Raw genomic sequence first — 25,712 nt, forward strand, 5'->3', positions numbered from 1 at the left:
TCTGATATTAGCACTAAATACTAAAAAAGAAAATCCCTAACTTAGCAATTATATTACATTCAGCATCAATTTGTAATGGATTTGATATGTAAATAGGAAGTGGACTGTGTGAATACATAAAAGTGGACTAGAAGAATACGTAAAATATAGTATTTGTGCTTATGAGTCATTCGAGATGAAGTAAACTTTTACATTTCTAGCCCCTTTAAAAAGGAGGAAATTATTATGAATAGAGTGTGGAAGAATCTAATTTCGGAAGAAAATATCGTGAAATGGAGAAGGTATTTCCATAAGTATCCGGAATTATCATTTCACGAAAAAGAAACTTCGCAATTTATATATGATACAGTATGCTCATTTTCTTCTTTTGAAGTAACGAGACCGACGAAGTATAGTGTACTAGCAATTAAAAGAGGAACGGAACAAGGGAAAGTAGTTGCGATTCGAGCTGATATAGATGCTTTACCAATTCAAGAGGAGACAAATAAATCTTATACGTCTGTGAATAAAGGAATGATGCATGCATGTGGGCATGATGCTCACGCAGCTATTTTGTTAAGCACAGCAGAGGTACTGTCAAATATAAAGGAAGATTTTGCAGGGGAGATTCGTCTATTCTTTCAGCACGCAGAAGAGGTATATCCCGGCGGGGGACAAGAAATGGTTGAAGCAGGCGTAATGGATGGTGTTGATTATGTAATAGGTTTACATGTTATGTCAGGACTTGAGAGCGGGAAGATAGGAATTGCATATGGGCCGATGATGGCGGCACCAGACGTATTTACAGTTGAAATTCAAGGGAAAGGAGGGCACGCGGCGAGGCCAGAAGAAACGATAGATCCTATTGCTATCGGAGCACAGATTATTACAAATTTACAACATATCGTATCAAGAAATACAAGTGCTTTTATGCAAAGAGTCGTTTCAGTTACGCAGTTTCATGGGGGAATGGCTGATAATATTATTCCTAGTGCAGCAACTTTAATGGGAACTGTTCGTTCATTTGATCAAGCATTAAGGGTGGAAGCAGAAGAGAAAATTGAGAAAATCGTGAAAGGAATTACAAGAGCACATGGAGGGTCGTATACATATTCGTATCGATATGGATATGATCCAGTTATTAATGATGAATATATTACGAAAGTAGTAGAAGAAAGTGCACTACATTTGTTTGGAAATGAGCGTGTTGTGAAGCTTGAACCTTCTATGGGAGGAGAAGATTTTTCGGCATATTTAAGAAAAGCACCTGGTTGTTTCATTAAATTAGGGACTGGTAATAAAAAGATAGATACTTGCTACCCGCATCATCATCCAAAATTTGATGTAGATGAATCAGCTCTCATTTATGGAGTGGAATTATTTTTAGAGACAGCGATAAGATTACTAAAATCATAGAAAAGTATAAAAAAAAAAGGCAACTGCGCTCTATCGCAGTTGCTTTTATTTCTTTCCGTCAGAGAGGGCTGAGAAAGAACTATGCTCATTTATAGTATATGAATAGCTAACGGACAAGCTTGTACATTTTAATCATTTTTTTAAAAAAAGTTGTTGACAGTGATAATCAATGTCAATTAATCTAAAAGTAGTTGAAATTGATAATTATTATCAATAGGATGGATGCGACATGTTAATGAGAAAAAAATTTCACCTTCTACGGAGGGGATTAAAAGATAAAAATAAAGAAGTTGATCAGCATATGGAATGGCAACGAAATGTAATTCGTTCTGAATATGTAGATGAGAAGAAGAGCATTCAAACAGAAAAAGAGATACAAAGTAAAGGGAGAGGTTCAGTTGAGTAAGTTAGTAATGATTTTTGCAAGTATGAGTGGAAATACAGAGGAAATGGCTGATCATATTGCCGGCGTGATTCGTGAAACTGAAAATGAAATTGAAGTGATTGATATTATGGATTCACCAGAAGCCTCTATATTAGAACAGTATGATGGAATTATTTTAGGTGCATACACTTGGGGAGATGGTGACCTTCCTGATGATTTCTTAGATTTTTATGACGCAATGGATTCTATTGATTTAAATGGGAAAAAAGCGGCGGTATTCGGATCATGTGATTCGGCTTATCCAAAATACGGCGTGGCAGTTGACATTTTAATAGAAAAGCTACAAGAACGCGGAGCTGCAGTTGTGTTAGAAGGACTAAAAGTAGAATTAACGCCAGAAGATGATGATGTAGAAAAATGTTTACAGTTTGGAGCTGAATTTGTAAAACACCTTTCTTAATGGCAGAAGGGAGATGAAGAGCAAGTGCATGAGAAAATCGCAATTAAAACGATGACAGATTATCATTTGTATGATTTTATGCGTTGTCCGCATAAATTTTATTTTCGTCATATAAAAAGAAGAGAACCTTCTTCGTTTGAATGGCAACAAATCGCACAAATGATTGTGAATCGAATTATTAACGAATATTACACACTACCTGCAGGTCAACAAACGAAAATTGTACTTTTAATATTAATAGAAAAGTATTGGAAAAAAGTAAGGGTTAATATGTTTGTTTCAAAGACTGAGTATTACATTGTGTTGGCGAAGCTAACGGATCACTTATTACAGTTTGTTGAAAGAGATAATAGTCAGACACCACCGTTATTTTTATATGAAAAATTTCAAACATATATGGAAGAGTTAGGTGTCCACATGTCATTGACATTAGAAGTTGGTGAGTGGAGTACTGAGTCGTTTGTAATTAAAAAGTATGTTGTCGATGCGGATGAGGAAATGCTTGCTCTTTGTCAAAAGTTAATGACAGTATTCAGTTATAAAGCTTTCGGCATTCTTCCAGGAAAAATTGAAGTTATTAATTTAATAGAAGGAACTAAGTATGATTACATTCCGAAACAGGAAGATATTATAACTGGAATGGTTCATTTATCTAGAATGAAAGAAATGTTACAGCAACCTGAGCATTATACAGAGCGTCATTTTCGTTCTGAGTGTATAAGTTGTGCATTTCGTAGTGAATGCCAAGGGGAAGAAGTAAAGAAAGAAGCGAAACAGAAGAAAAATATCGTACATTAGAGGATGCAATGTTGCATTCTTTTTTGTTATTGACATGAAAAGCTTTTCATCATGTACCGTATATTTGTAGCAGATTTTAATAAAGGGAGGAATAATCAATGAAAGATGAAACGCAAGTATTTCAATGGTTAAAAGAACAGAATGCCCCTTTTGGAATTCAACTGCAAATTTTACAGGCATTTCAACTGTATAAAGTCATTGTTGAAATGGATAAAAAGTTAATGTTATATGAGGAGAGAGAATATAGGGAGAGAATGTAATCTCATCCCTGTAGTATTGCTTTCAGTTGTTCTATACTAGCTAAAAACTCAAGTTCATTCTTTGTTTCAAAGTTATAAATCATATTATGTAGTAAAGGACTGTATTGATAAAAATTTGTGATGCGGTGAATGAGTAATGGATCATGGTGTGAAGTAAGTGTACTGTATTGTTCATATACTGATGTAGTAAATTCATGTCCGAAATCATAATATAGCCCAGCAAAATCAAAGGCAGGATCTCCAATTTGAGCATCACCAAAATCGATAATTCCTGAAATGGTTTTATTTTGGTTATCAAATAAAATGTGATGATGTGTAAAGTCGCCGTGAATGATTGTATTTTGAAATTTGGATGTAGCTAGGCAGGAAAAGAAATTCTCGAATAAACGATTTAAGGCTGATTTCTGGAACGAAGTAAGATTGTTAGTAACATACTTATTTAATTTTGTTTGTAGCTCTTTCCAGTAGGTAAGTGTTTTTTTAATAGGGAATCCTAACGCTATAACATTTTTTAAAGGAATACTATGTAGAGCAGCAAGGAAAGTTGCTAATTGTGTAATAAGTGCTTTTCGTTCTTGTTTTTCTAGTGTAGTAACTATTTCTGTTTTTAAAGGTTCACCATGAATGAGAGTATAGTAGCTACAAAGCGGAATAGCATCAGTATTCTTTTCATAGAATAGGAGATACTTTGGAACTTCAATTTCATGTAGTGAACAAGAGAGAAGTGTGCATAGTTCTTTTTCTAATGGAATTCGCATTGCATATTCCTGTTTTCGCGGGAAACGAAACAGTAGCTCATCATTTACTATAATCGCTACATTATCCCATCCTTCTTCATTTTGTTTATAGGAATGTATAGAAAGATTAGGTAGAGCTTCTTTAATATATTGTTTGTAAGAGTCCATAATTGTTCCTCATTTCTAAGTTAAGTTATTCTATCCCATGATATCAGAATTTTCCATCTATATGTTAAAATATAATTATTATTATGAAGAGGGGGGAGTGTTATGAAGAAAAGACTATTAATCACTTCTCTAATGAACCAGCACCATAAATAGCGATATAAAAAAATCCCCCAGTTCTTTGAGGGATTCTAAAGGTTTTCATTTTGTTGACCAATTTCTTTTTGAGCAATATATAAATTTCCTTGCTCGACTTGTTTTTGAGTAAGAACAGAATCACCTGCATACCCTTTTTCTGTTTTTACAGTTCTTTTTGAACGATTGGAATCTTGTTTCTTCATATAATAAATCACCTTCCATCAAAAATAAACGAAAATGATAAGCACAAGCAATACAGCAGCAAAAATGGTAATACCCATTAAAAACGAAGTGTTTTTATATTTAGGTTGTTTATGTACATCTTGCCGATATCCAGGTGAAATTTCAGGGGCGAATTCTTCGTCGAATGATTGCTTTTTTTCTTTTTCGTCCATATGTATCCACCTTTCTTTTTCATTATGTTATACGTTTAAAGAAAAAATATGCATAAAGAAAACCGCCCTCTATCGTGAGCGGCGGTCTTCTGTTGTGTATTTTCTTTGAACTTGAAAGAGACGGACAAGCAGGAAGGTTGCTCCAAATGCTAGACCGATAATAAGACCAATCCAATATCCTTTTGCTGCCCAATCAGTATAGGTTGCTAATATGTAGCCAAGAGGGAGACCAATTACCCAATAGGCGATCAATGTCATAATTAAGGCGACATTTACATCTTTATAACCTCGTAGTGCCCCTTGTACAGGAGTTGCAATTGCATCTGAAATTTGAAATAAAATCGCAAATATAAGGAATTCTTTTGCTAAATGATGAACTTGTATATCTGTCGTATAAATCGAAGCAATTTCATCATCAAAGAAGTAAAGAAGAATGGAATATAATAGGGCGAATGCAAGTGCTAAGCCAATCCCGATAAATCCATATTGTTTTGCGTTATTATATCGTTTCGCTCCAACTTCAAATCCAACAGAGATGGTCATGGCCATTGCTAAACTTAAAGGAGTCATATATAGCAAGGAAGCGAAGTTCATAGCTGCTTGATGAGCTGCGATTGTTGTCGTACTAAAATTACTCATCATAAGTGTTACCGCAGCGAAAATACTCGTTTCAAAAAAGATAGCAAATCCGATAGGGACGCCAAGTTTTAAGAATTCTTTCCAACTCGAAAGAGAAGGGCGATATAATTGTTTAAAGATATTGAAAGATGCAAAAGGCTCTTTCGTACGAATAATCATAACGGTAATAATTAAAATGCACCAATAGGTTGCTGCAGAAGCAATTGCTGCTCCGACACCACCGAGTTTTGGAAAACCGAAGTTACCGAAAATTAATACATAATTTAATACTACATTAATTGGTAATGATAGTAATGTAATGATCATCGTTGTACGAGTTTTTCCTAATGCATCAATAAATCCGCGTAAAACTGTGTAAGTAAATAAAGGGATAATTCCAATTGCGATAATACTTAAAAATTGTGCTGCAATACGTTCTACAGGTTCTTCTAATCGCATGCCATTTAAAATAGGTGTAACAGTAAAGAAACCGATAAGGATAACAATGAGGCTAGCGAAAATGGCTAAATATACTGCCTGTATGACAACGTGAGGAACATCCTCTTTTTTCTTAGATCCAACGAGTTGTGCAACAATTGGAGTCGTAGCCATCAAAATTCCTGTTAATCCCGTACTAACTGGAATCCATATACTTGTTCCGATAGCAACACCTGCTAAATCAATAGGGCTTGCATGTCCTGACATTGTCGTATCGAAAAAACTCATTGCAAATAATGACATTTGCGTAACGAAAATCGGGAAAAATAGTAATACAAATTGCTTTAATTTTTGTGATAATGAATTAGTTTCTTTCATAAAATCCCCTTTCCGCTAAAAAACAAACTCTAACTATCATACAATTTAATCAAAAAATAGAAAAGAAATACGTGTCTACAACATACGGTATCAATAAAAAAAGGATGCACTTTAAAAAGGGATAAGGTATTATGGTAAGGTGTGAAAAAATTACATATTATTTGTTATTAAGGAGGCACTACTTGTGGCTGATTGGTTAATTGGTTTAATCATGGGTGCTGTTGAAGGTTTAACAGAGTTTTTACCAGTATCATCAACAGGACATATGATTTTAACAGGACACTTAATTGGATTTGAAGACGAGAGAGCGAAAGTTTTTGAAGTTGTAATCCAATTGGGATCGATTTTAGCGGTTGTAGTTGTATTTTGGAAACGGTTATGGTCGTTAGTTGGAATTGGAAAAGTAAAAGAAGGGCCATCGTTAAATTTATTACATATTATTATTGGGATGATTCCTGCCGGGGTACTAGGTGTATTATTCCATAGTGCAATTAAAAAGGTTTTATTTGGTCCAGGACCAGTTGTCATTAGTTTAGTGGCTGGTGGTATTTTAATGATTGTTGCTGAGAAGTTTTCAAAACCAAGTACAGCAAGAACGTTAGATGAAATCACATATAAGCAAGCATTTACAATTGGAATGTTCCAATGTTTAGCACTTTGGCCAGGATTTTCTCGTTCTGGTTCTACAATAAGTGGTGGTTTATTAGCTCGCGTGTCGCATACAGCGGCAGCTGAATATACGTTCATTTTAGCAGTACCGATGATGGTGGCTGCAACAGGATTAGATTTAATTAAAAGCTGGGATGTATTAAGCTCGGCAGATGTAACGTTATTTGCAACAGGATTTGTGACTGCATTCGTTGTTGCGATGCTTGCAATTGTTTCATTCTTAAAATTATTAGCTCGTGTAAAACTAACACCGTTCGCTTATTACCGTTTCATTTTAGCTGCGGTATTCTACTTCTTCATTATGTAAGAAATAGATTCTTGGTAACACCCTATAGAATAGACATTTGAAAAAAGTCTATTCTATAGGGTGTTTTTTTATCGTGAGGGAAAATTTTTACCCTCATATACTTGTATTTCACCATATGAAATATGACATAATGATGTCTATATAATAATTTTAAGGAAATCGATAGTGTATTTGAGAGGGGCAGTTTAGTGAGTTTTGCAATAGAAATAGTAATTCCAGCACCAATTGATGTTGTATTTGATTATGTAAATAATGACGAGAAAATAATGGAATGGAGTACCTTTATGGTGGAAAATAGGTATCCTCCACATGTAGATGTAAATAATCCTCGTGAAGGTGATAAATATATATCCGTGCAAAAGATGGGAAAGAAAATATATGAGTTTGAGGCAGAAATTTTAGAGTGTGAAGCACCTTATATCGTATCAATTGGATGTGAAATGAAGCAAGGCTATACAGCCGCAACTTATATGTTAGAAGAGGATGAGGAAGGTACATCACTTACTTTAATTATAGAATTTGAACCGAAGAATTTTTTATATAAGATTATGTATAAGTTGACTGGATGGATGACCCGTGCAGTATATATGGGTGAAATGGAACGGTTAGCAGAGTGCGTAGATGCTGCATATTCTCAGAAAAAAGGATTGTAATTTTGTTTAATAAAAAACCTGCCGAAATCGGCAGGTTTTATTTTATTACTTTCTCAATCATACTTTCCATTACATGTTCCCAAAGAGAAGTGTCATCAGCTAATGTGGCACGGAAATTAGCGTACATTTCTTTTTGTTTCTCTTCGAATGTTGGGTCTTCTTTTTCAGGCAATGTAGCGCGCATTGAAGTTACTAACTCTTGTACTTTTGGAGCACGTGGTCCCCAAACGGCTTGTTCGTTTCCATCTTTATCAATGAAAATAAAGATTGGAATCGCACGTGCTGTTCCATTTGTTAAATATTGATCCATTAATTCTAAGTTTTCATCGCGAATTAATAATGACATATCAATATTTGCAACTTCAGAAATTCGTTTCATAACAGGCACGCATAAAAGAGCATCGCCACACCAATCAGCTGTTAATACGATAACACGCCAGCCATCATTTTGACGTTCTTCTAATACAGGAAGTAATTCATTTGGAATTAAAAAGTTATTGTAAATGTGCAGTAGCTCGTATTGATTTACTTTCATTTCATTCACATATGTATCAAAGGACATACCTTTATCAGCCCATTGTTGTAAGTTCATAAGTAACACCTCTTTAGTATGATTTGTTTTCATTGTACCAATTTTTATATAGAAAAGCTTGTATTCTTACTCTTTCTTGTCACTTAATAATTTACTTAATAGGAAAAAGAATAGTACGACACATAATTCAGCTATGTTGGATAGTTGCACGCTCTCTATCCAATCGTCAGCGGTATGAATGACGAACCAATCTAGGGTAATTTCAATGATTGCGAAAAGAGTAATAGAAAGCCAATTTGGCATGTTTTGTGTCATTGCATATAGCAGTGCCTTGAAGAAACTGAAGATGAAAAATATAATACCGTCTAAGAAAGTAATTAATAAAAAAAATAGAAGTAAGGCAGTGCGCGACCTATACTCTACACCAGTAATATGAAAGATTCCTACATATACAAAAAATATAAATGCAAAAATTACAATGAGGAACAGAATAACAAAACCAATAATCAAAGTTTTATCTTTTAGATTGAGATTCAAAAATTTGTCTTCTTCACCCACTATCCCAACTCCTTTTTTTGGAAATTCAACTTCATTTTATCATGAAATATCTATTAAAAAACTACGAATTATGGGAAAATAAGGTGACAAAAAGTAAGATTTCATGTAAAATTATTAATAAGGTTTTTATTTAACCAAATGAAATAAAAGGGGCTGTCAAAGTTGTCTCAAAATCGAGAGCAATTAATGGAAGAACTATCGACAAATGTTTTTGCTATGTTCCGCACGTTGCGTAATGATATTGGAAAAATATTTGGTGGTTACATACCGTGGAATGAGTTCATCGTCCTTAGAATATTGAATCGTACGAATAAAGAAATGGTATCACGTGTGGCGAATGAGTTAAATGTGTCGAATAGTCATATTACAGCTGTTACAGAAAAATTAATTAATAAAGGTTTTGTAACTCGTTCACGTTCTACGTCAGATCGCCGAGTTGTATATTTGGAGATTACTGAACAAGGAAAAGATTTAGTTGCAAAAATGGAAGATGCAAAAAAACAATATTTGCAAGAAAGATTTTCTGCGCTTTCAGAAGAAGAAATGAATATAATGATATCTATTTCTAAAAAACTTATTTAAGTCATTATAAGTAAGAAAACGCTTACGTTTTGAAAAGAAGACTTTCCTTATATGAGGAAGGTCTTCTTTCGTATGTAAAAGATTATAAAAAAGAAAATATGTAACATACTACTAATAAAGGAAGGGGGCAGAAATATGACAAATCGAAATGGTAGTAAAGGGAGCGGAAATCAAGGCTCACCGAAATCAGGGCAATTTCAGCAAGAGTTTAGTGCAGAATTTGAAACTGGTAACGATAATAAAGGAAAAGAATATCGTTCGAAAAAGGGAAGTAAATCAAAAAAGGAGTGAATCATTTCACTCCTTTTTGATTTAAGACGCGGCAGATTGATCTGTAGTATATTTTTCTTCTGATTTTGCGACAATCATTGCGCAAATTGCATCACCAGAAATATTTACAGCTGTTCTTGACATATCTAGAATGCGGTCAATACCGATAATTAAGGCAATACCTTCTACTGGTAGATTTACTTGATTTAAAACCATCGTCAGCATTACAAGCCCAACACCTGGTACACCAGCAGTACCGATACTTGCTAGTACAGCAGTTAATACGACTACAGCTAACTGGGAGATAGTAAGTTCAACGCCGTATACTTGAGCGATAAATACAGTTGCTACACCTTGCATAATGGCAGTACCATCCATATTAATTGTTGCACCTAGTGGTTGTACAAAAGAGCTGATTGCTTTTGGAACACCAAGCTTCTCTTGTGCGGTTTTCATTGCAAATGGAAGAGATGCATTAGAGCTAGATGTACTAAATCCAATCGCCATTACTGGTCCGAAATGTTTAAAGAAACGGACAATGCTTTCTTTTGCTAATACTTTTAATAAGCCACCATATACGAAGACACCGTGAATAATAAGTACTAGCATAACGACAATCATATACTTGAACATCGCAGCGACGCCTGCAAGACCCATTTTACCAACGGATGAAGCAAGCAACCCAAATGTTCCGATTGGAGCTAATTTCATAACGAGATTAACGAGATACATCATTAATTCGTTGCCCTGTTCAAGTAATGAATGAATACCTTGGACACGTTTTCCTAAAATAGCTATACCAAGTCCAATTAATACGGCAAAGGCAATAATTTGTAACATGTTTCCATCAGCCATCGCTTTTGCTGGATTATCTGGTACGATATTTAACAATGTATCAACGAAAGATGTTTCGGTTTTTGCCCCCTCATATTTAAGTCCTTCGGTTTTAAAGTTACCGCCAGATCCTGGTTTTATAATAAGTGCAAATGTAACAGCGATAGAGATGGCAACAGCTGTTGTGACGAGGAAGAATGAAATTGATTTTAAACCAATTCTTCCAAGTTGCTTCGGATCTCCAAGACCAGCAGCTCCAAGCACGATAGAAATAAACACAACAGGAACAACTAGCATTTTAATGAGTCGAATAAATAATTGACCAAGTGGATTGAATACATATTGATTTAATGGATCAAAAATGGATGGAGCAGCTAAATTTAAAGTAAGTCCGACAACTAAACCGAGAAATAATGCAATTAAGATTGCTTTTGTTTGTTTCAATAAAATCCCCCCTTATTTTTTGTAAAATAGCTTTCTACATTAATTGTACCGAAAAAATACCTATTTTGACAATATTTTCTGAATATTTAGTATGAGATTTTTGTTTTAATGTAGAGAGGATTACATTTTGTATTTGAAAAACAAAATAGACCATCACATAGGATGGTCTAGGGAAGGGGACAATTTATGTCAATTTAATTAGGGATGGAAGCCATTCAAAGACACTGGGGAATGTCTCTTAAATTAGGGAGGAATAGCTTCGATACATATACTATAAAAGGTAAGTGTGACTTTGATGTGAACATAGAGTGAAAGGGAGAGGGAGTTTTAAATAGAAGATAGAGTAAACAAAAAATAAGACCATCACACAGGATGGCCTAAGGAAAGGGACAATTTATGTCAATTTAATTAGGGATGGAAGTTGTTCAAGACACTGGGGAATGTCTTATAAATTAGGGAGGAACAACTTCGATATATACTATAAAAGGTGAGTGTGACCTTGATGTGAACATAGAGTGAAAGAGAGAGGGAGTTTTAAATAGAAGATAGAAAGATAAAAAATAAGACCATCACACAGGATGGCCTAAGGAAAGGGACAATTTATGTCAATTTAATTAGGGATGGAAGTTGTTCAAGACACTGGGGAATGTCTTATAAATTAGGGAGGAAAAACTTCGATATATATACTATAAAAGATAGATGTGACCGGGGGGTGAACATAGAGTGAAAGAGAGAGGGAGTTTTAAATAGAAGATAGAAAGACAAAAAATAAGACCATCACACAGGATGGTCTAAGGAAGGGGACAATTTATGTCAATTTAATTAGGGATGGAAGTTGTTCAAGACACTGGGGAATGCCTTATAAATTAGGGAGGAACAACTCCGATACATATACTATAAAAGATAGATGTGACCCCTATGTGAACATAGAGTGAAAGATATGAGGATTTAAGAAATGATACATATAAAATGATTGTTGCGAGAGTTGTAGAGTAAGGATAAATATAATAGAAAGAGTCTTGTCATAAAATGAAGTAAAGTTCGAGTATAAATAAAAGTTGAAAACTATGAAAAAAAGGATTATGCTCAACTATATTATAAGAATATAAGGTTTATCCCGCTATTTAAGGTTTTTTATCACGCTTTAATGGGCAGTAAGACCCCCACCTCAAAATTCAGCGAAAGCAAAGAAATTAGGTGGGGGGCGGGCTGCCCATTAAAGCCCGATTGGTTCAACTAATAATCAGTGGGGGATGAAGAAAACCCCCACTGATTAAAGTTTCACTTTATAAGCCTTTAGTTATGAGGGGCAAAAAGGGAGTTAGTGAATATGGAAGTAACAAAAAGACAAAGGCTGTATAATCGTTTTATACGATTAAATCCACCACAAATATTAGCATTAGGTTTTTTCTGCCTAATTGTGGTTGGCGGTTTGTTATTAAAGTTACCATTCGCAACGAAAGTACATATTAGTTGGGTAGATGCTTTCTTTACGGCAACATCAGCAGCGACTGTAACGGGATTGGGAGTAGTAGATACTGCAAGTACGTTTACGATGTTCGGCGAAATTGTAATTATGTTTTTAATTCAAACAGGCGGTCTAGGTCTTATGACAATTGCCATTTTAGTTGTTTGGGTATTAGGTAAAAAAATCGGATTACGTCATCGCTTGTTAATTGGAGAGGCGTTTAATCAGACAAATATAGGTGGTCTCGTAAAATTAGTAAAACGTGTCTTTATATTTTCAATTTGTATTGAGTTTATTGGAGTCATCTTTTTATCATTTCGTTTTATTCCAGAGCTTGGCTTTGGAAAAGGTGTATACTATAGTATTTTTCACGTGATCGCATCTTATAATAATGCTGGATTTGCTCTATGGCCGGATAATTTAACAAGGTATGTAGGCGATCCTATTATTAATATTGGGATTTGCTCTTTAATCGTAATAGGTGGTCTCGGATTTACCGTATTAATTGATATATGGTATAGCCGGAGTTTTCGAAAACTATCGCTTCATTCCAAAATCATGATTATTGGAACGGTAGCGCTAAATGTGATAGCGATGCTTGTGATTTTTGTATTGGAATATAATAATGTGAAGACGTTAGGGAATTTACCTTTAAATGAAAAGTTATGGGCTTCTTTCTTCCAAGGGATTACTCCTCGTACTGCTGGATTTAATACAGTTGACTACGGGGGAATGGAAGAATCATCTATATTATTTACGATGGTTTTAATGTTTATTGGTGCAGGAAGTGTATCAACAGGTGGAGGGATTAAATTAACAACGTTTGTTATTTTAGTTACATCTGTCCTTTCTTTCTTTAGAAAGAAAGAGGAAATCGTATTATTTCAGCGCACAATAAAAATGTCGACAGTAACGAGAGCATTAGCCATTGCCGTTGCCAGTCAAATCCTCATTTTTGCAGCAGTATTTGTATTAATGCTTACAGAAAACTTCAGTTTTATTGAGTTACTATTTGAAACAATTTCAGCATTTGGTACTGTAGGGTTAACGATGGGGATTACTGCGAAGTTATCAGCATTTGGAAAATGTATGATTATGTTTGTTATGTTTTGTGGATTAATTGGACCGTTAACACTTGTATTTTCTTTAGCGCGACCAGCAAAACAAAAAATTAAATATCCGTCAGAAGATGTATTTACAGGATAAGGTATCCCGCATAAGCGAGATACCTTTTTCTTTTTAAAAGAGGGAGAACAATAAGCCGATAAGTGCTACTCGGAATAAAATTGCAATGAGTGCTGCAATTCCGCCGACAATCGCAGCGATACCACCAGTTACAGTAGCTCCGCGGTTATAAGCGTAAATACCTAGTAGTACAGAAACAAGACCGAATAATGTTGGGAAGGTGAAAAGTGATAAGATAGATAAGGCAAGAGCGATAAAGCCAGCCGTTGATCCAGCAGCGGAAGATCTTACATCATCTTTATGGTCCTTCTCATCGTAATCATAATCAATGCGCTGTGGTGCAACCTCAGCTGCATATTCTTCTTTATAGTCACTATAATCACTATCTATTCTATCTCTTTTTTTATACTCATCAAATTTCTCAGTCAAAGTCATGACTCCTTTCATAACAAGGTTCAATAGTAGTATGTATCTCTTTATCTTTTTTATCCCGCTTTAATGGGCAGTAAGACCTCCACCTCAAAATTCAGCGAAAGCAAAGAAGTTAGGTGGGGAATCAACTGCCCATAAAAGTCCGATTGGTTAGGGCTAATAATCAGTGGGGGATGAAGAACCCCCACTGATTAAAGTTTCACTTTATCCGAGTATGTACAGGGAGTAATATCCATTTAAAAGGTGAAGATTGTTTTTTTGAAATAGGAAAAGTTAGTATGACTTCCTCTATTTTGGAAAGTATAAAAAAGAATAATGAGGAAAGGGTGCAATACATAATGGAACATCCAATTGAAAATTTAATGAAAACAGCAATGACAAATTTAAAAGAGATGGTAGATGTAAATACGATTGTTGGAAGTCCAGTTTCAACAGCTGATGGAAATGTAGTATTAACAGTATCTCAAGTGGCCTTTGGTTTTGGAGCTGGAGGAAGTGACTTTAAAGGTGAATTTATTTCCCAAAAACATAATAATGGACAAGGGCAGCATAAAGAGAATAAGCAAAGTCATCCATTTGGAGGCGGAAGCGGGGCTGGGGTTTCTATTAGCCCAGTTGCTTTTTTAGTAGTTGGTTCTAACGGTGTGCAAGTATTGCACCTCAATAGTAGTACGCATTTAATTGAGAAGGCTTTAAATACTGTACCAAGCACTGTAGATAAATTTGTAAATAATCGTCAAAAGTGAACTTGCATTTTTTAGGAATTATGATATATTAGAAAAAGTGCGCTTTATGATGATCGGAATAATTGAACTGTAAATATATATGATGTGTGGAATAAGGGAGAGGAACTTATGATTAATATCAAAAACTTAGTAGTTGGCTTATGTATGTTAGTAAGCGGCTTTGTTGTATATGTAATAAAAGAAAAAGCTCCATTCTAAAACAGACAAACCGTTACTGTCTGTTTTTAATTTGTAAAAAATGTTGACAAGTTATTATATTGATGTTAAAATTTTAATTCGTGTCTCGGTTACAGCTAGTGTAAAGTGAATAAATCTTATAAATATAATACGAAAAGTTTGCGAAAGATCGGGTAGTTTTACCAACAACTTTTGTGAACAAACCCTATAAATTATAATTATAGGCTTTATAGGTATACTAGTGAATCAAGGAGCGGTCAGTGGAACCGTAATGATGAGAGAGAGGTAGGGCTTTCATCCAGTATATGTTACTTTCCCGTTAGGTGAATATAAAAAAGAGGGCTCCTTTTCAGAAGGAGTCCTCTTTCTTTTTGTGTATTGAATTTAAATACGGCTTTCAACTTGTTGGCAAATTTCATCCGTTGTTAAACCATGAGCTGTAATTACCGATCCTTTTATTGAGGTATCTGCAATACCCATCATATTAGAATCTTGCCCAGTTACAACACAACAGTCGCATCCTTGTGCATCATGTTCTGAGTTAAGGGTAACGACCTCATGTCCCTGTTGCTGAAGAGCTTGCTGAACATCTGTTAACGAGTTTTCAACACCAATTTTAGCCATAATTCTCACCTCCTACCATCTAGTTGTTAGTATGCTCAAGTTCGGCGCATATATTTATGAAAGATGGTAGGATATATTCATTTGTTTAGTCGTTATATACACCAGTAAGCATTTGGCTTACGAATTGATCGTTTAAAGTATCTTGGGCGGAAGAAGTATTTGAATGGATGTCGATGGAAGCAATAAAATTGTTATGTTTTTTATTATTTGGTTCTACCTCTACATAATTATCGAATTTACAAAAACCTTTCGTATCCATTAGATCAAATAGTTGAAGCATTTCTACTACCTCTTGTCTCGTTCCTTTAATTTGTACACACGCCATATTGATTTCCTCCTTCATTTTGACAAATTGTTTTTTAAAAATAGGATTATGATTCCGAAATGAAAAATATGAATGTTATTTTTAGACAGCGTTATTTTTATTATTTTCCCCCTTTTTCAGCAAAAGTCATTGTATATTCCCGAATTTATAAAAACGGACGTCCGTTTATTGAATACAATAGATTCGTATCAATTGACGAAAATCCTTCTTTTAAACAAATATTTTTTTTAGTGAAAATTGACGAAAAAAATTTTTTGACTTTTTGTAAACGTTAACAATGTTGTTAAATCAATATAATTAAAGATGTACGTACGAATAAAAATTATAAATTTTCTAAAAATTCACTTGATTTATTTAGAAAGGAGAGTAAACTAGGAAACAATAAAAAATTCATAGAACATAGGAGGCGCTTTCCAGTGAACGAGCAATGGATTTTCTTAAATGGAGAATTTGTTCCAAAAGACGAGGCAAAAGTATCAGTATATGATCATGGTTATTTATATGGAGATGGAGTATTTGAAGGAATTAGAGTCTATAGCGGTAATGTTTTCCGTTTGAGAGAGCATCTTGTCCGGTTATATGAATCAGCAAAATCCATCATGTTAGAAATTCCATATTCTTTAGATGAAGTAACGAATATTGTTGTTGAGACGATTCGACAAAATAAATTATCTAATGGATACATTCGCCTAGTTGTATCGAGAGGAGCAGGAAACCTTGGATTAGATCCTGATTCTTGTAAAAAACCGAATGTAGTAGTAATTGCAGAGCAACTATCTTTATTCCCGCAAGAATATTATGAAAAAGGGATTCCAGTTGTAACAGTTGCAACGCGTCGAAACCGTCCAGATGTATTGTCGCCTCAAGTAAAATCTTTAAATTACTTAAACAATATTTTAGTTCGCATCGAAGCGAAATTGGCTGGAGTACAAGAAGCGCTTATGTTAAATGATCAAGGATACGTAGCTGAAGGCTCAGGGGATAATGTATTTATTGTAAAAGGAAATAAATTAATTACACCACCAAGTTCTGCTGGAGCGTTAGAAGGTATTACACGAAACGCTATTTTAGAAATTGGTGAAAAACTTGGATATGACGTTAGAGAAGAGTTATTTACAAGACATGACGTATATGTAGCTGATGAAGTATTTTTAACAGGAACAGCAGCTGAAGTAATTGCTGTTACGACAGTAGATGGTAGAACGATTGGTTTAGGGCAAACGGGTCCACATACGAATCGTTTATTAGAAGAATTCCGAAAGTTAGTTATAGAAGATGGAGAGAAAATTTACGAAGAAAATAAAGTTGGATAACAACTCTTTATAACATAAGAAAGCGTTGATAGGGAGGAGTAGTTGATTGTGAAGCCTCACAGAGAGTCGGTGGTTGCTGGAAACCGATGGTTCACGTCGACGAACATCGCCCTTGAGTGCTAAGCTGAAGCATTTGTCTAGGCTTAGACGGTAGCTCCGTTATTAGCTAGACTCATTTTATGGGTCACTGAGGCAAGAGTATTCTTGCAAAGAAGGGTGGTACCGCGAAATCTTTCGTCCCTTCAGCACATAGCTGGAGTGTGGACGTAGGATTTTTTTTATTGATAAAAGTTTTTAAAAGGGGGCTTATAAGAACAATGTCTTCAAAAACGGAAGAGAAACTGGCAACTGGTGCACAGCTATTGTTAGAAGCGCTAGAAAAGGAAGGAGTAGAAGTGATTTTTGGTTATCCTGGTGGTGCTGTTTTACCTCTTTATGATGCACTCTATGACTGTGAAATTCCGCATATTTTAGCAAGGCATGAACAAGGTGCTATTCACGCTGCTGAAGGATATGCCAGAATTACTGGCAATCCAGGGGTTGTCATTGCAACGAGTGGACCGGGTGCTACAAATGTGATTACTGGTCTAGCAGATGCGATGATTGATTCATTACCACTTGTAGTATTTACAGGGCAAGTAGCAACAACGTTAATTGGAAGTGATGCTTTTCAAGAAGCAGATATTATGGGGCTTACGATGCCGGTGACCAAACATAATTATCAAGTGCGAAAGGCTTCAGATTTACCTCGAATTATTAAAGAAGCATTTTATATTGCTAGAACAGGAAGACCAGGGCCAGTCGTTATTGACCTTCCGAAAGATATGGTAGTAGAGCAAGGCGAACGATGTAATGACGTACAAATGGATTTACCAGGATACAATCCGAATTATGAACCGAATCTACTCCAAATAAACAAATTATTACAAGCAATTAGGACTGCAAGCAAGCCGTTAATTTTAGCTGGAGCAGGTGTATTGCATGCGAAAGCATCAAAAGAGTTAACGAGTTTTGCTCGTAAATATGAAATTCCAGTTGTGCATACATTACTTGGTCTTGGAGGCTTTCCGCCAGATGAAGAGCTTTTTCTAGGGATGGGAGGAATGCATGGTTCTTACACAGCTAATATGGCGTTATATGAATGCGACTTACTCATTAATATAGGTGCGAGATTCGATGATCGTCTTACTGGAAATTTAGCTTATTTTGCGAAAGAGGCGACTGTCGCGCATATTGATATTGATCCAGCAGAAATCGGAAAAAATGTGCCGACTGAAATTCCTATTGTTGCAAGTGCTAAGCAAGCGCTCCAAGTATTACTTCAACCAGAAGGAAGAAAAGAAGATCATCATGAGTGGATCTCTTTATTAAAGAAAAGAAAAGAAAAGTATCCATTCTCTTATAAACGAAATTCTGAAAGTATTAAGCCTCAATATGCAATTGATATGTTATATGAAATTACGAAAGGAGAAGCGATTGTAACAACAGATGTGGGGCAACATCAAATGTGGGCAGCCCAATATTATCCGCTAAAAAATCCAGATAAATGGGTAACTTCAGGAGGATTAGGAACGATGGGATTCGGATTCCCTGCAGCAATTGGTGCACAAATTGCAAAGCCTGAAGAATTAGTAATTGCAATTGTCGGTGACGCTGGATTTCAAATGACCCTACAAGAATTAAGTGTGTTAAAAGAACACTCCTTACCTGTTAAAGTGTTTATTTTAAATAATGAAGCTTTAGGAATGGTAAGACAATGGCAAGATGAATTTTATAATCAAAGATACTCGCACTCTTTACTGTCGTGTCAACCAGACTTCGTCGCTCTTGCGAATGCGTATGGTATAAAAGGAGTTCGCATAGATGATCCACTTCTTGCAAAGAAGCAAATACAGAATGCGATTGAATTACAAGAGCCAGTTGTAATTGATTGCCGTGTACTTCAATCAGAAAAGGTAATGCCGATGGTTGCGCCAGGGAGAGGTGTTCACCAAATGGAGGGAGTGGAAAAAAGGTGAAGAGAATTGTTACAGCAACAGTTCGAAATCAAAGCGGTGTGTTAAATCGAATTACAGGTGTTATGACACGAAGACATTTTAATATTGAAAGTATTTCAGTAGGTCATACGGAATCATCGGATATATCGCGGATGACGATTGTTGTACACGTTGAAAATGAACAGCAAGTGGAGCAGTTAATTAAACAACTTCATAAGCAAATTGATGTTTTGAAAGTATCAGATATTACAGAAGAAGCGATGATTGCAAGAGAACTTGCACTTATTAAAGTAGCAACTTCAGTAGCGAGAGCGGAATTATATAGTTTAATTGAACCGTTTCGAGCCGCTGTAATAGATGTTGGAAAGGATTCCATAGTTGTGCAAGTAACCGGTACGCAGGAGAAAGTAGAAGCGTTAATTGAATTACTTCGTCCATACGGTTTGAAAGAAATTGCTAGAACAGGTGTAACAGCATTTACGCGTAGTATGAAAAAACAAGATAAGCAAATTATGTTAATTCAATAATCATTTAAATATAGGGGGAAATGAAAATGGCAAAGGTTTATTATGAGAAAGATGTAACGGTAAATGTATTAAAAGAAAAGAAAGTAGCAATCATCGGATATGGCTCGCAAGGTCATGCGCATGCGCAAAACTTGCGTGATAACGGATTTGATGTAGTAGTAGGTTTAAGAAAAGGGAAGTCTTGGGATAAAGCGAAAGAAGATGGATTTTCTGTATATACAGTAGCGGAAGCAGCAAAGCAGGCTGATGTAGTAATGATTTTACTGCCAGATGAACTGCAACCAGAAGTATATGAAGCTGAAATTGCACCAAATTTACAGGCAGGAAATTCTCTCGTTTTTGCACACGGATTTAATGTTCACTTTGATCAAGTAAAACCACCAGCGAATGTAGATGTATTTCTAGTAGCCCCAAAAGGTCCAGGACATCTTGTACGCCGTACATTTAGTGAGGGCGGCGCTGTTCCGGCATTATTTGCAGTATACCAAGATGCAACAGGAGTTGCGACTGAAAAGGCACTTTCTTATGCTGATGGAATTGGAGCGACGAGAGCGGGCGTATTAGAAACGACGTTTAAAGAAGAAACAGAAACAGATTTATTTGGAGAGCAAGCTGTACTTTGCGGCGGAGTAACTGCGCTAGTAAAAGCTGGATTTGAAACGCTAGTTGATGCAGGATACCAGCCTGAACTTGCATATTTTGAATGTTTACATGAACTAAAACTAATCGTTGACCTTATGTATGAAGGTGGACTTGAAAATATGAGATATTCAGTTTCAGATACAGCACAGTGGGGCGACTTCGTATCAGGACCACGCGTTGTAACGGAAGATACGAAGAAAGCGATGGGTGCAGTACTAGCCGAAATTCAAGATGGTACATTTGCGAAAGGTTGGATTGCAGAGCATAAAGCAGGAAAACCAAATTTCCATGCGACAAATGAGAAAGAGAATGAACATGAAATCGAAGTAGTTGGACGTAAATTACGTGAAATGATGCCTTTCGTACAGCCGCGAGTAAAGGCAGGGGTCAAATAATATGAAGCAGATTTTGTTCATGGATACGACGCTACGTGATGGCGAACAATCACCAGGAGTGAATTTAAATGAACAAGAGAAATTGCAAATCGCAAGGCAATTAGAGAGACTTGGTATTAACGTAATGGAAGCTGGCTTTGCAGCAGCTTCCGAAGGGGATTTTCAATCGGTAAAACGCATCGCAAATACGATTCAAAATGCTACAGTCATGAGTTTAGCTAGAGCGAAAGAATGTGATATTCGAAGAGCATATGAAGCGGTGAAAGGTGCTGTATCTCCTCGTCTACACGTATTTTTAGCTACGAGTGATATTCATATGAAGTATAAGCTTTGTATGTCAAAGGAAGATGTATTAGATAGTATTCATCGCTCGGTTACACTTGGGAAATCGTTATTTCCGACAGTACAATTTTCTGCAGAAGATGCGACAAGAACAGCAAGAGATTTTTTAGCTGAAGCAGTAGAAGTGGCGATTCGTGCAGGAGCAAATGTAATTAATATTCCAGATACAGTTGGATATACGAATCCAGAAGAATATTATTCTCTTTTTAAATACTTACAAGAATCCGTTCCTTCATATGAAAAAGCAATTTTCTCTTGTCATTGTCACGATGATCTTGGGATGGCTGTAGCCAATTCATTAGCTGCGGTTAAAGGCGGAGCGTTACAAGTAGAAGGAACAATTAATGGAATTGGAGAAAGGGCAGGGAATGCGGCGTTAGAAGAGGTCGCAGTTGCTCTTCATATTAGAAAAGATTTCTATAAAGCGCAGTCTTCTATGACGCTAAAAGAAATTAAAGCGACGAGTACATTAGTAAGCAGATTAACAGGGATGGTTGTACCGAAAAATAAAGCGATCGTGGGAGCGAATGCATTCGCTCATGAATCAGGAATTCATCAAGATGGTGTATTAAAAGAAGTGACAACGTATGAGATTATTGAACCAGAGCTAGTAGGCGAATCTCAAAATCTATTTGTACTTGGAAAACATTCTGGACGTCACGCGTTTACAGAAAAAATGAAAGAGCTTGGCTATGAATTTACAAAGGAAGAACGAGATGCAGTGTTTGAAGCCTTTAAAAAATTAGCTGATCGTAAGAAGGAAATTACGGAGGAAGATTTACAAGCACTTATGCTTGGTGAAGCAGCATTTGCGGCTCAGCAATATACAATTACGCAACTGCAAGTACATTTCGTATCAAATAGTACACAATGCGCGACAGTTGTATTAAAAGATGAAGAAGGAAATGTATACGAAGATGCAGCTACTGGCTCAGGTAGTATTGAAGCAATTTATAATGCAATCCAAAGAATTTTAGGCTTAGAATGTGAATTGGCAGATTATCGCATACAATCTATTACGCAAGGTCAAGACGCGCTGGCTCATGTTCATGTTGAATTAAAAGAAGGAACGCATCAAGTATCAGGTTTTGGTGTCGCGCAAGACGTATTGGAAGCGTCGGCAAGAGCATATGTCCACGCAGCGGGGAAATTAAAATCTTTTATCCAGCTTGTGAAATAAGTGTTTGACAGGTGAGAGGAGCTATTCTCACCTGTCAATTATAGTTCTGAAAATTCCGTTAAAAGGAGTGTTGAAATTGGAAAAACGTATCGTTTGTTTAGCTGGTGATGGTGTTGGTCCGGAAGTTATGGAAAGTGCGAAGGAAGTATTGCGCATGGTAGAAAGGCTATATGGTCATCATTTTCATTTGCAAGATGAGTACTTCGGCGGGAGTGCTATTGATTCAAATGGGCAACCATTACCACAACGAACACTTGCCGCTTGTTTAGCAAGTGATGCGGTTTTACTAGGAGCAGTTGGTGGACCAAGGTGGGATAGTGCGAAAGAAAGACCAGAGAAAGGATTATTAGCTCTAAGAAAAGGCCTCGGTGTATTTGCGAATGTTCGCCCTGTAACGGTAGAAAGTGCAACGGCACATTTATCGCCATTAAAAAAGGCTGATGAAATTGATTTCGTTGTCGTTCGTGAATTAACAGGTGGGATTTATTTTTCTTACCCGAAAGAACGGACGGACGAAGTAGCAACAGATACACTTACGTATCATCGCCATGAAATTGAACGTATCGTTTCTTATGCTTTTCAATTAGCGAGTAAGCGGAAGAAAAAAGTAACATCTATTGATAAGGCGAATGTTTTAGAATCTAGTAAACTATGGAGAACTGTAACAGAAGAAGTAGCACTTCGTTATCCAGATGTTGAACTAGAACATATTTTAGTAGATGCTGCTGCCATGGAGTTAATTCGGAATCCAGAACGGTTTGATGTAATTGTAACAGAAAATTTATTTGGGGATATTTTAAGTGACGAAGCTTCCGTATTAGCTGGATCATTAGGAATGCTTCCATCAGCAAGTCACGCGGAAAAGGGACCTTCATTATATGAGCCTATTCATGGATCAGCACCTGATATTGCCGGGAAAAATAAGGCGAATCCAATTGCTATGATGCGCTCTGTTGCCATGATGCTTGGGCAATCGTTCGGATTAACGAGAGAAGGGTGTGCAATTGAAGAAGCGATTTCAGCAGTTCTTAAATCAGGAAAATGTACAGCAGATATCGGGGGGACTGAAACGACAACTTCATTTACAAAGGCAGTTATGCAAGAAATGGAAGAGCAAGCGTTAGTAGGGAGAGGAAGATAATGGGGAAAAGGTTGCTAGATAAGCTTTGGGAAAAACACGTAGTTACGACAAATGAAAATGGATTAGATTTATTATATATCGATCTGCACCTTGTTCATGAAGTAACGTCACCGCAAGCCTTTGAAGGCTTGCGGCTTACAAACCGAACGGTACGCAGACCAGATTTAACATTCGCAACGATGGATCATAATATTCCAACGAAAGATGTTTGGAATATTACCGATCGCATTGCGAAGCAGCAACTAGATACACTTCGGGAAAATTGTAAACAATTTCAGGTGCCGTTAGCGGATATCGGAGATGAAGAGCAGGGGATCGTTCATGTTATCGGACCAGAACTTGGGCTCACGCAGCCAGGAAAAACTATTGTTTGTGGTGATAGTCATACAGCGACGCACGGTGCGTTTGGTGCGCTAGCGTTTGGTATTGGTACGAGTGAAGTGGAACATGTATTGGCAACGCAAACGCTGTGGCAAAGAAAACCGAAAGCGATGGGTATTGAGCTAAAAGGGAAATTACAGAAAGGCGTTTACGCAAAAGATATTATTTTACATCTCCTTTCAAAGTACGGTGTAGCAGTTGGAACTGGATATGTAATGGAATTTTACGGAGAGACAATTGGAGCTATGGAGATGGAAGAGAGAATGACGCTTTGTAATATGGCAATTGAAGGAGGAGCGAAGGCTGGTATTATAGCACCAGATGAAAAAACATTTGCTTATGTAAAAGGATGTAAATATGCACCGGAAGACTATGAAACTTTTGAGAAAAAATGGTCTGAACTGTATACAGATTCAGATGCAATGTATGATTTACATATTTCGGTAGATGTGGCGGATTTAGCACCGTACGTTACGTGGGGAACAAACCCGAGTATGGGTGTTCGTATTGATGAAAAATTGCCAGAAAAGCATGATGCAAATGACGAAAGAGCATTTTCTTATATGGGATTAAGACCCGGACAAAGTACGTATGACATTCCAGTTCAGCATGTTTTCATTGGATCTTGTACAAATTCCAGGCTCTCTGATTTAGAAATTGCTGCATCTGTTGTGAAAGGGAGAAAGGTAAAAGAAGGTGTGCGAGCACTCGTTGTGCCTGGATCGAAAAGAGTAAGGGACGCGGCGATGCAAAAAGGACTACATCACATATTTGAAGAAGCGGGATTTGAATGGAGAGAACCTGGATGTTCCATGTGTCTTGGAATGAATCCAGATCAAGTACCTGAGGGAGAGCATTGTGCTTCCACTTCAAATCGTAATTTTGAAGGAAGACAAGGAAAAGGAGCAAGAACACATTTAGTTAGCCCAGCAATGGCGGCAGCAGCTGCGTTATATGGTCATTTTGTTGATATTAGAAAGGAGAGTTATGATGGAGCCATTTCGTATTCATAAAGGTACTGCCGCAGTACTGATGAATGATAACATTGATACAGATCAAATTATTCCGAAGCAATATTTAAAGAGAATTGAAAGGACGGGATTTGGAAAATATTTATTCGATGAATGGCGTTTTGATAATAACCGCCATGAAAATCCTAATTTTCCGCTTAATGCACAAGATAGAAAAGGAGCAAGTATATTAATTACAGGTGATAATTTTGGTTGCGGTTCTTCAAGAGAACATGCTCCGTGGGCGCTTGCTGATTATGGTTTCCGTGTTATTATCGCTGGTGGGTTTGCAGATATTTTTTATATGAATTGTATGAAGAATGGTATGTTACCAATTGTAATGGATAAAGAAATGCGAGAAAAGCTTGCCAAAACGGATGCAAGAGAACAAATAGAAGTAGACTTAGAGAATGAGGTCATTACAACAAGTACGCACAGGTTTCATTTTACAATCGAGAAAATGTGGAAAGAGAAATTATTAAATGGTTTAGATGAAATTAGTATTACAATGCAATATGAACAAGAAATAAAAGAGTATGAAAGAAGGGTAGCTGTATATTAAAAGATAACGGAATATTTAAAATGTATTTACATTCAGAATTAAGTATTATATACTATGTAAAAATTAGAGGAGAAAGGGAGTAAGTATTATGAAAACAATGCAATCTATTAAAATGCTTACACAACTACATCATCATACATAAAGCCCTTGAACCTAGCGTGAAAACGTGTAGGTGCAAGGGTTATTCCCGTTGTACCTACACGCTACTAAAGAGCCTTGTAGGTATATTTTATCTACAAGGCTCTTTTT

31 protein-coding genes and 1 other annotated feature are annotated in these 25,712 nt (G+C 36.2%); of the genes, 21 read left to right on the forward strand and 10 right to left on the reverse strand.

Annotated features, from left to right (window positions below; translation table 11 throughout):
* Positions 1-225 precede the first annotated feature (225 nt).
* The 5 genes from amaA (at position 226) to EKQ63_RS29865 (ending at position 3,298) form a co-directional block, all read left to right on the forward strand.
* Positions 226-1,395, forward strand: coding sequence for an N-acyl-aliphatic-L-amino acid amidohydrolase (gene amaA, locus EKQ63_RS08565; protein WP_087951780.1), 1,170 nt, complete (start codon positions 226-228; stop codon positions 1,393-1,395).
* Positions 1,396-1,624: 229 nt separating this feature from the next.
* Positions 1,625-1,801, forward strand: a complete 177-nt coding sequence (locus EKQ63_RS29860; protein ID WP_000929012.1) for a hypothetical protein — start codon at positions 1,625-1,627, stop codon at positions 1,799-1,801.
* A complete protein-coding gene (locus EKQ63_RS08570; protein WP_087951781.1) occupies positions 1,794-2,240 on the forward strand; it encodes a flavodoxin in 447 nt (148 codons plus the stop codon). Before EKQ63_RS29860 ends, EKQ63_RS08570 begins: the two co-directional genes overlap by 8 nt.
* 24 nt (positions 2,241-2,264) lie before the next feature.
* A complete protein-coding gene (locus EKQ63_RS08575; protein WP_087951782.1) occupies positions 2,265-3,038 on the forward strand; it encodes a hypothetical protein in 774 nt (257 codons plus the stop codon).
* 98 nt (positions 3,039-3,136) lie between these two features.
* A complete protein-coding gene (locus EKQ63_RS29865) occupies positions 3,137-3,298 on the forward strand; it encodes a hypothetical protein (RefSeq protein WP_016716967.1) in 162 nt (53 codons plus the stop codon).
* 2 nt (positions 3,299-3,300) lie between these two features.
* Here EKQ63_RS29865 and EKQ63_RS08580 read toward each other — a convergent pair whose 3' ends face one another.
* The 4 genes from EKQ63_RS08580 to EKQ63_RS08590 form a co-directional block, all read right to left on the reverse strand.
* On the reverse strand, positions 3,301-4,203 hold the full coding sequence (locus EKQ63_RS08580) for an aminoglycoside phosphotransferase family protein (RefSeq protein ID WP_143880962.1): 903 nt from the start codon (positions 4,201-4,203) through the stop codon (positions 3,301-3,303).
* Between the two features lie 188 nt (positions 4,204-4,391).
* Complete coding sequence (locus EKQ63_RS29870) at positions 4,392-4,541, reverse strand: hypothetical protein (protein ID WP_000743738.1); 150 nt, start codon at positions 4,539-4,541, stop codon at positions 4,392-4,394.
* Positions 4,542-4,559: 18 nt separating this feature from the next.
* The gene (locus EKQ63_RS08585; RefSeq protein ID WP_000343560.1) at positions 4,560-4,733 is read right to left on the reverse strand and encodes a hypothetical protein; all 174 of its coding nucleotides are present in this window, start codon (positions 4,731-4,733) and stop codon (positions 4,560-4,562) included.
* A gap of 69 nt (positions 4,734-4,802) precedes the next feature.
* Positions 4,803-6,167, reverse strand: coding sequence for an MATE family efflux transporter (locus EKQ63_RS08590; RefSeq protein ID WP_087951784.1), 1,365 nt, complete (start codon positions 6,165-6,167; stop codon positions 4,803-4,805).
* Between the two features lie 184 nt (positions 6,168-6,351).
* Between EKQ63_RS08590 and uppP the strand changes: the two genes are divergently transcribed.
* Both uppP and EKQ63_RS08600 read left to right on the forward strand, forming a co-directional pair.
* Complete coding sequence (gene uppP, locus EKQ63_RS08595) at positions 6,352-7,143, forward strand: bacitracin resistance undecaprenyl-diphosphatase (protein WP_000796264.1); 792 nt, start codon at positions 6,352-6,354, stop codon at positions 7,141-7,143.
* Positions 7,144-7,331: 188 nt separating this feature from the next.
* The gene (locus EKQ63_RS08600) at positions 7,332-7,796 is read left to right on the forward strand and encodes an SRPBCC family protein (RefSeq protein ID WP_016716970.1); all 465 of its coding nucleotides are present in this window, start codon (positions 7,332-7,334) and stop codon (positions 7,794-7,796) included.
* 37 nt (positions 7,797-7,833) lie between these two features.
* Here the strand turns inward: EKQ63_RS08600 and EKQ63_RS08605 are convergent, their stop codons facing one another.
* Both EKQ63_RS08605 and EKQ63_RS08610 read right to left on the reverse strand, forming a co-directional pair.
* On the reverse strand, positions 7,834-8,421 hold the full coding sequence (locus EKQ63_RS08605; protein ID WP_140421174.1) for a thioredoxin family protein: 588 nt from the start codon (positions 8,419-8,421) through the stop codon (positions 7,834-7,836).
* A gap of 33 nt (positions 8,422-8,454) precedes the next feature.
* Positions 8,455-8,886 carry a YrvL family regulatory protein gene (locus EKQ63_RS08610; RefSeq protein ID WP_088326538.1) on the reverse strand — a complete coding sequence of 144 codons (432 nt, stop codon included), beginning with the start codon at positions 8,884-8,886 and terminating at the stop codon, positions 8,455-8,457.
* Positions 8,887-9,048: 162 nt separating this feature from the next.
* Between EKQ63_RS08610 and EKQ63_RS08615 the strand changes: the two genes are divergently transcribed.
* The gene (locus tag EKQ63_RS08615; protein WP_016716972.1) at positions 9,049-9,468 is read left to right on the forward strand and encodes a MarR family winged helix-turn-helix transcriptional regulator; all 420 of its coding nucleotides are present in this window, start codon (positions 9,049-9,051) and stop codon (positions 9,466-9,468) included.
* A gap of 135 nt (positions 9,469-9,603) precedes the next feature.
* Positions 9,604-9,759 carry a hypothetical protein gene (locus EKQ63_RS08620; protein WP_000184931.1) on the forward strand — a complete coding sequence of 52 codons (156 nt, stop codon included), beginning with the start codon at positions 9,604-9,606 and terminating at the stop codon, positions 9,757-9,759.
* 21 nt (positions 9,760-9,780) lie between these two features.
* Here the strand turns inward: EKQ63_RS08620 and EKQ63_RS08625 are convergent, their stop codons facing one another.
* Positions 9,781-11,016: a dicarboxylate/amino acid:cation symporter gene (locus EKQ63_RS08625; RefSeq protein WP_016716973.1), complete on the reverse strand. Its 1,236-nt coding sequence runs from the start codon at positions 11,014-11,016 to the stop codon at positions 9,781-9,783.
* 1,330 nt (positions 11,017-12,346) lie between these two features.
* Here EKQ63_RS08625 and EKQ63_RS08630 point away from each other — a divergent pair.
* Positions 12,347-13,690 carry a TrkH family potassium uptake protein gene (locus EKQ63_RS08630; protein WP_087951786.1) on the forward strand — a complete coding sequence of 448 codons (1,344 nt, stop codon included), beginning with the start codon at positions 12,347-12,349 and terminating at the stop codon, positions 13,688-13,690.
* A 33-nt stretch (positions 13,691-13,723) separates the two neighbouring features.
* Here the strand turns inward: EKQ63_RS08630 and EKQ63_RS08635 are convergent, their stop codons facing one another.
* Complete coding sequence (locus EKQ63_RS08635) at positions 13,724-14,116, reverse strand: imidazole glycerol phosphate synthase (protein ID WP_002020776.1); 393 nt, start codon at positions 14,114-14,116, stop codon at positions 13,724-13,726.
* Positions 14,117-14,379: 263 nt separating this feature from the next.
* On the opposite strand from EKQ63_RS08635, the gene ytfJ reads away from it, so the two are divergent.
* Both ytfJ and EKQ63_RS08645 read left to right on the forward strand, forming a co-directional pair.
* Entirely contained in the window at positions 14,380-14,847 is a 468-nt protein-coding gene (gene ytfJ / locus EKQ63_RS08640; RefSeq protein WP_087951787.1) for a GerW family sporulation protein, read from the forward strand.
* A gap of 108 nt (positions 14,848-14,955) precedes the next feature.
* Positions 14,956-15,045 carry a hypothetical protein gene (locus tag EKQ63_RS08645; RefSeq protein ID WP_000608225.1) on the forward strand — a complete coding sequence of 30 codons (90 nt, stop codon included), beginning with the start codon at positions 14,956-14,958 and terminating at the stop codon, positions 15,043-15,045.
* A 363-nt stretch (positions 15,046-15,408) separates the two neighbouring features.
* Here the strand turns inward: EKQ63_RS08645 and EKQ63_RS08650 are convergent, their stop codons facing one another.
* Together EKQ63_RS08650 and EKQ63_RS08655 are read right to left on the reverse strand one after the other, a co-directional pair.
* Positions 15,409-15,648 (reverse strand): YkuS family protein, encoded by a 240-nt coding sequence (locus EKQ63_RS08650; RefSeq protein ID WP_001062582.1) that lies wholly within the window; start codon positions 15,646-15,648, stop codon positions 15,409-15,411.
* Positions 15,649-15,733: 85 nt separating this feature from the next.
* The gene (locus EKQ63_RS08655) at positions 15,734-15,973 is read right to left on the reverse strand and encodes a DUF3911 family protein (RefSeq protein ID WP_000752509.1); all 240 of its coding nucleotides are present in this window, start codon (positions 15,971-15,973) and stop codon (positions 15,734-15,736) included.
* A 59-nt stretch (positions 15,974-16,032) separates the two neighbouring features.
* Between EKQ63_RS08655 and EKQ63_RS30565 the strand changes: the two genes are divergently transcribed.
* The 9 genes from EKQ63_RS30565 to leuD all read left to right on the forward strand — a co-directional run bounded on the left by EKQ63_RS30565 (position 16,033) and on the right by leuD (position 25,463).
* Positions 16,033-16,248, forward strand: coding sequence for a hypothetical protein (locus EKQ63_RS30565; RefSeq protein ID WP_140168456.1), 216 nt, complete (start codon positions 16,033-16,035; stop codon positions 16,246-16,248).
* 141 nt (positions 16,249-16,389) lie between these two features.
* Entirely contained in the window at positions 16,390-17,286 is an 897-nt protein-coding gene (gene ilvE / locus EKQ63_RS08665) for a branched-chain-amino-acid transaminase (RefSeq protein WP_001005497.1), read from the forward strand.
* Between the two features lie 16 nt (positions 17,287-17,302).
* Positions 17,303-17,531, forward strand: a binding site (T-box leader).
* Between the two features lie 72 nt (positions 17,532-17,603).
* Positions 17,604-19,304: an acetolactate synthase large subunit gene (gene ilvB / locus EKQ63_RS08670; RefSeq protein ID WP_087951789.1), complete on the forward strand. Its 1,701-nt coding sequence runs from the start codon at positions 17,604-17,606 to the stop codon at positions 19,302-19,304.
* Positions 19,301-19,810, forward strand: coding sequence for an acetolactate synthase small subunit (gene ilvN, locus EKQ63_RS08675; protein ID WP_087951790.1), 510 nt, complete (start codon positions 19,301-19,303; stop codon positions 19,808-19,810). The genes ilvB and ilvN overlap by 4 nt, the downstream gene beginning before the upstream one ends.
* A 26-nt stretch (positions 19,811-19,836) precedes the next feature.
* Positions 19,837-20,847: a ketol-acid reductoisomerase gene (gene ilvC / locus EKQ63_RS08680; RefSeq protein ID WP_087951791.1), complete on the forward strand. Its 1,011-nt coding sequence runs from the start codon at positions 19,837-19,839 to the stop codon at positions 20,845-20,847.
* Position 20,848: 1 nt separating this feature from the next.
* Entirely contained in the window at positions 20,849-22,369 is a 1,521-nt protein-coding gene (gene leuA / locus EKQ63_RS08685; RefSeq protein WP_087994454.1) for a 2-isopropylmalate synthase, read from the forward strand.
* Between the two features lie 76 nt (positions 22,370-22,445).
* Positions 22,446-23,510, forward strand: a complete 1,065-nt coding sequence (leuB, locus tag EKQ63_RS08690; RefSeq protein ID WP_087951793.1) for a 3-isopropylmalate dehydrogenase — start codon at positions 22,446-22,448, stop codon at positions 23,508-23,510.
* Positions 23,510-24,904, forward strand: a complete 1,395-nt coding sequence (gene leuC, locus EKQ63_RS08695; RefSeq protein ID WP_088328133.1) for a 3-isopropylmalate dehydratase large subunit — start codon at positions 23,510-23,512, stop codon at positions 24,902-24,904. Before leuB ends, leuC begins: the two co-directional genes overlap by 1 nt.
* The gene (gene leuD, locus EKQ63_RS08700; RefSeq protein WP_087951795.1) at positions 24,882-25,463 is read left to right on the forward strand and encodes a 3-isopropylmalate dehydratase small subunit; all 582 of its coding nucleotides are present in this window, start codon (positions 24,882-24,884) and stop codon (positions 25,461-25,463) included. The genes leuC and leuD overlap by 23 nt, the downstream gene beginning before the upstream one ends.
* Positions 25,464-25,712: the final 249 nt, after the last annotated feature.

Origin of the sequence: Bacillus sp. BD59S, assembly GCF_007363175.1 — a bacterium.
GTDB classification, from domain to species: Bacteria; Bacillota; Bacilli; order Bacillales; family Bacillaceae_G; genus Bacillus_A; species Bacillus_A pacificus.

Excerpts from the sequence above, each read along its gene's own strand:
- amaA (WP_087951780.1), top strand. The coding sequence starts at position 226 with ATGAATAGAGTGTGGAAGAATCTAATTTCGGAAGAAAATATCGTGAAA.
- EKQ63_RS29860 (WP_000929012.1), top strand. The coding sequence starts at position 1,625 with ATGTTAATGAGAAAAAAATTTCACCTTCTACGGAGGGGATTAAAAGAT.
- EKQ63_RS29865 (WP_016716967.1), top strand. The coding sequence starts at position 3,137 with ATGAAAGATGAAACGCAAGTATTTCAATGGTTAAAAGAACAGAATGCC.
- EKQ63_RS08580 (WP_143880962.1), bottom strand. The coding sequence starts at position 4,203 with ATGGACTCTTACAAACAATATATTAAAGAAGCTCTACCTAATCTTTCT.
- EKQ63_RS29870 (WP_000743738.1), bottom strand. The coding sequence starts at position 4,541 with ATGAAGAAACAAGATTCCAATCGTTCAAAAAGAACTGTAAAAACAGAA.
- EKQ63_RS08585 (WP_000343560.1), bottom strand. The coding sequence starts at position 4,733 with ATGGACGAAAAAGAAAAAAAGCAATCATTCGACGAAGAATTCGCCCCT.
- EKQ63_RS08590 (WP_087951784.1), bottom strand. The coding sequence starts at position 6,167 with ATGAAAGAAACTAATTCATTATCACAAAAATTAAAGCAATTTGTATTA.
- EKQ63_RS08605 (WP_140421174.1), bottom strand. The coding sequence starts at position 8,421 with ATGAAAACAAATCATACTAAAGAGGTGTTACTTATGAACTTACAACAA.
- EKQ63_RS08620 (WP_000184931.1), top strand. The coding sequence starts at position 9,604 with ATGACAAATCGAAATGGTAGTAAAGGGAGCGGAAATCAAGGCTCACCG.
- EKQ63_RS08630 (WP_087951786.1), top strand. The coding sequence starts at position 12,347 with ATGGAAGTAACAAAAAGACAAAGGCTGTATAATCGTTTTATACGATTA.
- EKQ63_RS08635 (WP_002020776.1), bottom strand. The coding sequence starts at position 14,116 with ATGAAAGGAGTCATGACTTTGACTGAGAAATTTGATGAGTATAAAAAA.
- ytfJ (WP_087951787.1), top strand. The coding sequence starts at position 14,380 with ATGACTTCCTCTATTTTGGAAAGTATAAAAAAGAATAATGAGGAAAGG.
- EKQ63_RS08645 (WP_000608225.1), top strand. The coding sequence starts at position 14,956 with ATGATTAATATCAAAAACTTAGTAGTTGGCTTATGTATGTTAGTAAGC.
- EKQ63_RS08650 (WP_001062582.1), bottom strand. The coding sequence starts at position 15,648 with ATGGCTAAAATTGGTGTTGAAAACTCGTTAACAGATGTTCAGCAAGCT.
- EKQ63_RS08655 (WP_000752509.1), bottom strand. The coding sequence starts at position 15,973 with ATGGCGTGTGTACAAATTAAAGGAACGAGACAAGAGGTAGTAGAAATG.
- EKQ63_RS30565 (WP_140168456.1), top strand. The coding sequence starts at position 16,033 with ATGAAAAATATGAATGTTATTTTTAGACAGCGTTATTTTTATTATTTT.
- ilvB (WP_087951789.1), top strand. The coding sequence starts at position 17,604 with ATGTCTTCAAAAACGGAAGAGAAACTGGCAACTGGTGCACAGCTATTG.
- ilvC (WP_087951791.1), top strand. The coding sequence starts at position 19,837 with ATGGCAAAGGTTTATTATGAGAAAGATGTAACGGTAAATGTATTAAAA.
- leuA (WP_087994454.1), top strand. The coding sequence starts at position 20,849 with ATGAAGCAGATTTTGTTCATGGATACGACGCTACGTGATGGCGAACAA.
- leuC (WP_088328133.1), top strand. The coding sequence starts at position 23,510 with ATGGGGAAAAGGTTGCTAGATAAGCTTTGGGAAAAACACGTAGTTACG.
- leuD (WP_087951795.1), top strand. The coding sequence starts at position 24,882 with ATGGAGCCATTTCGTATTCATAAAGGTACTGCCGCAGTACTGATGAAT.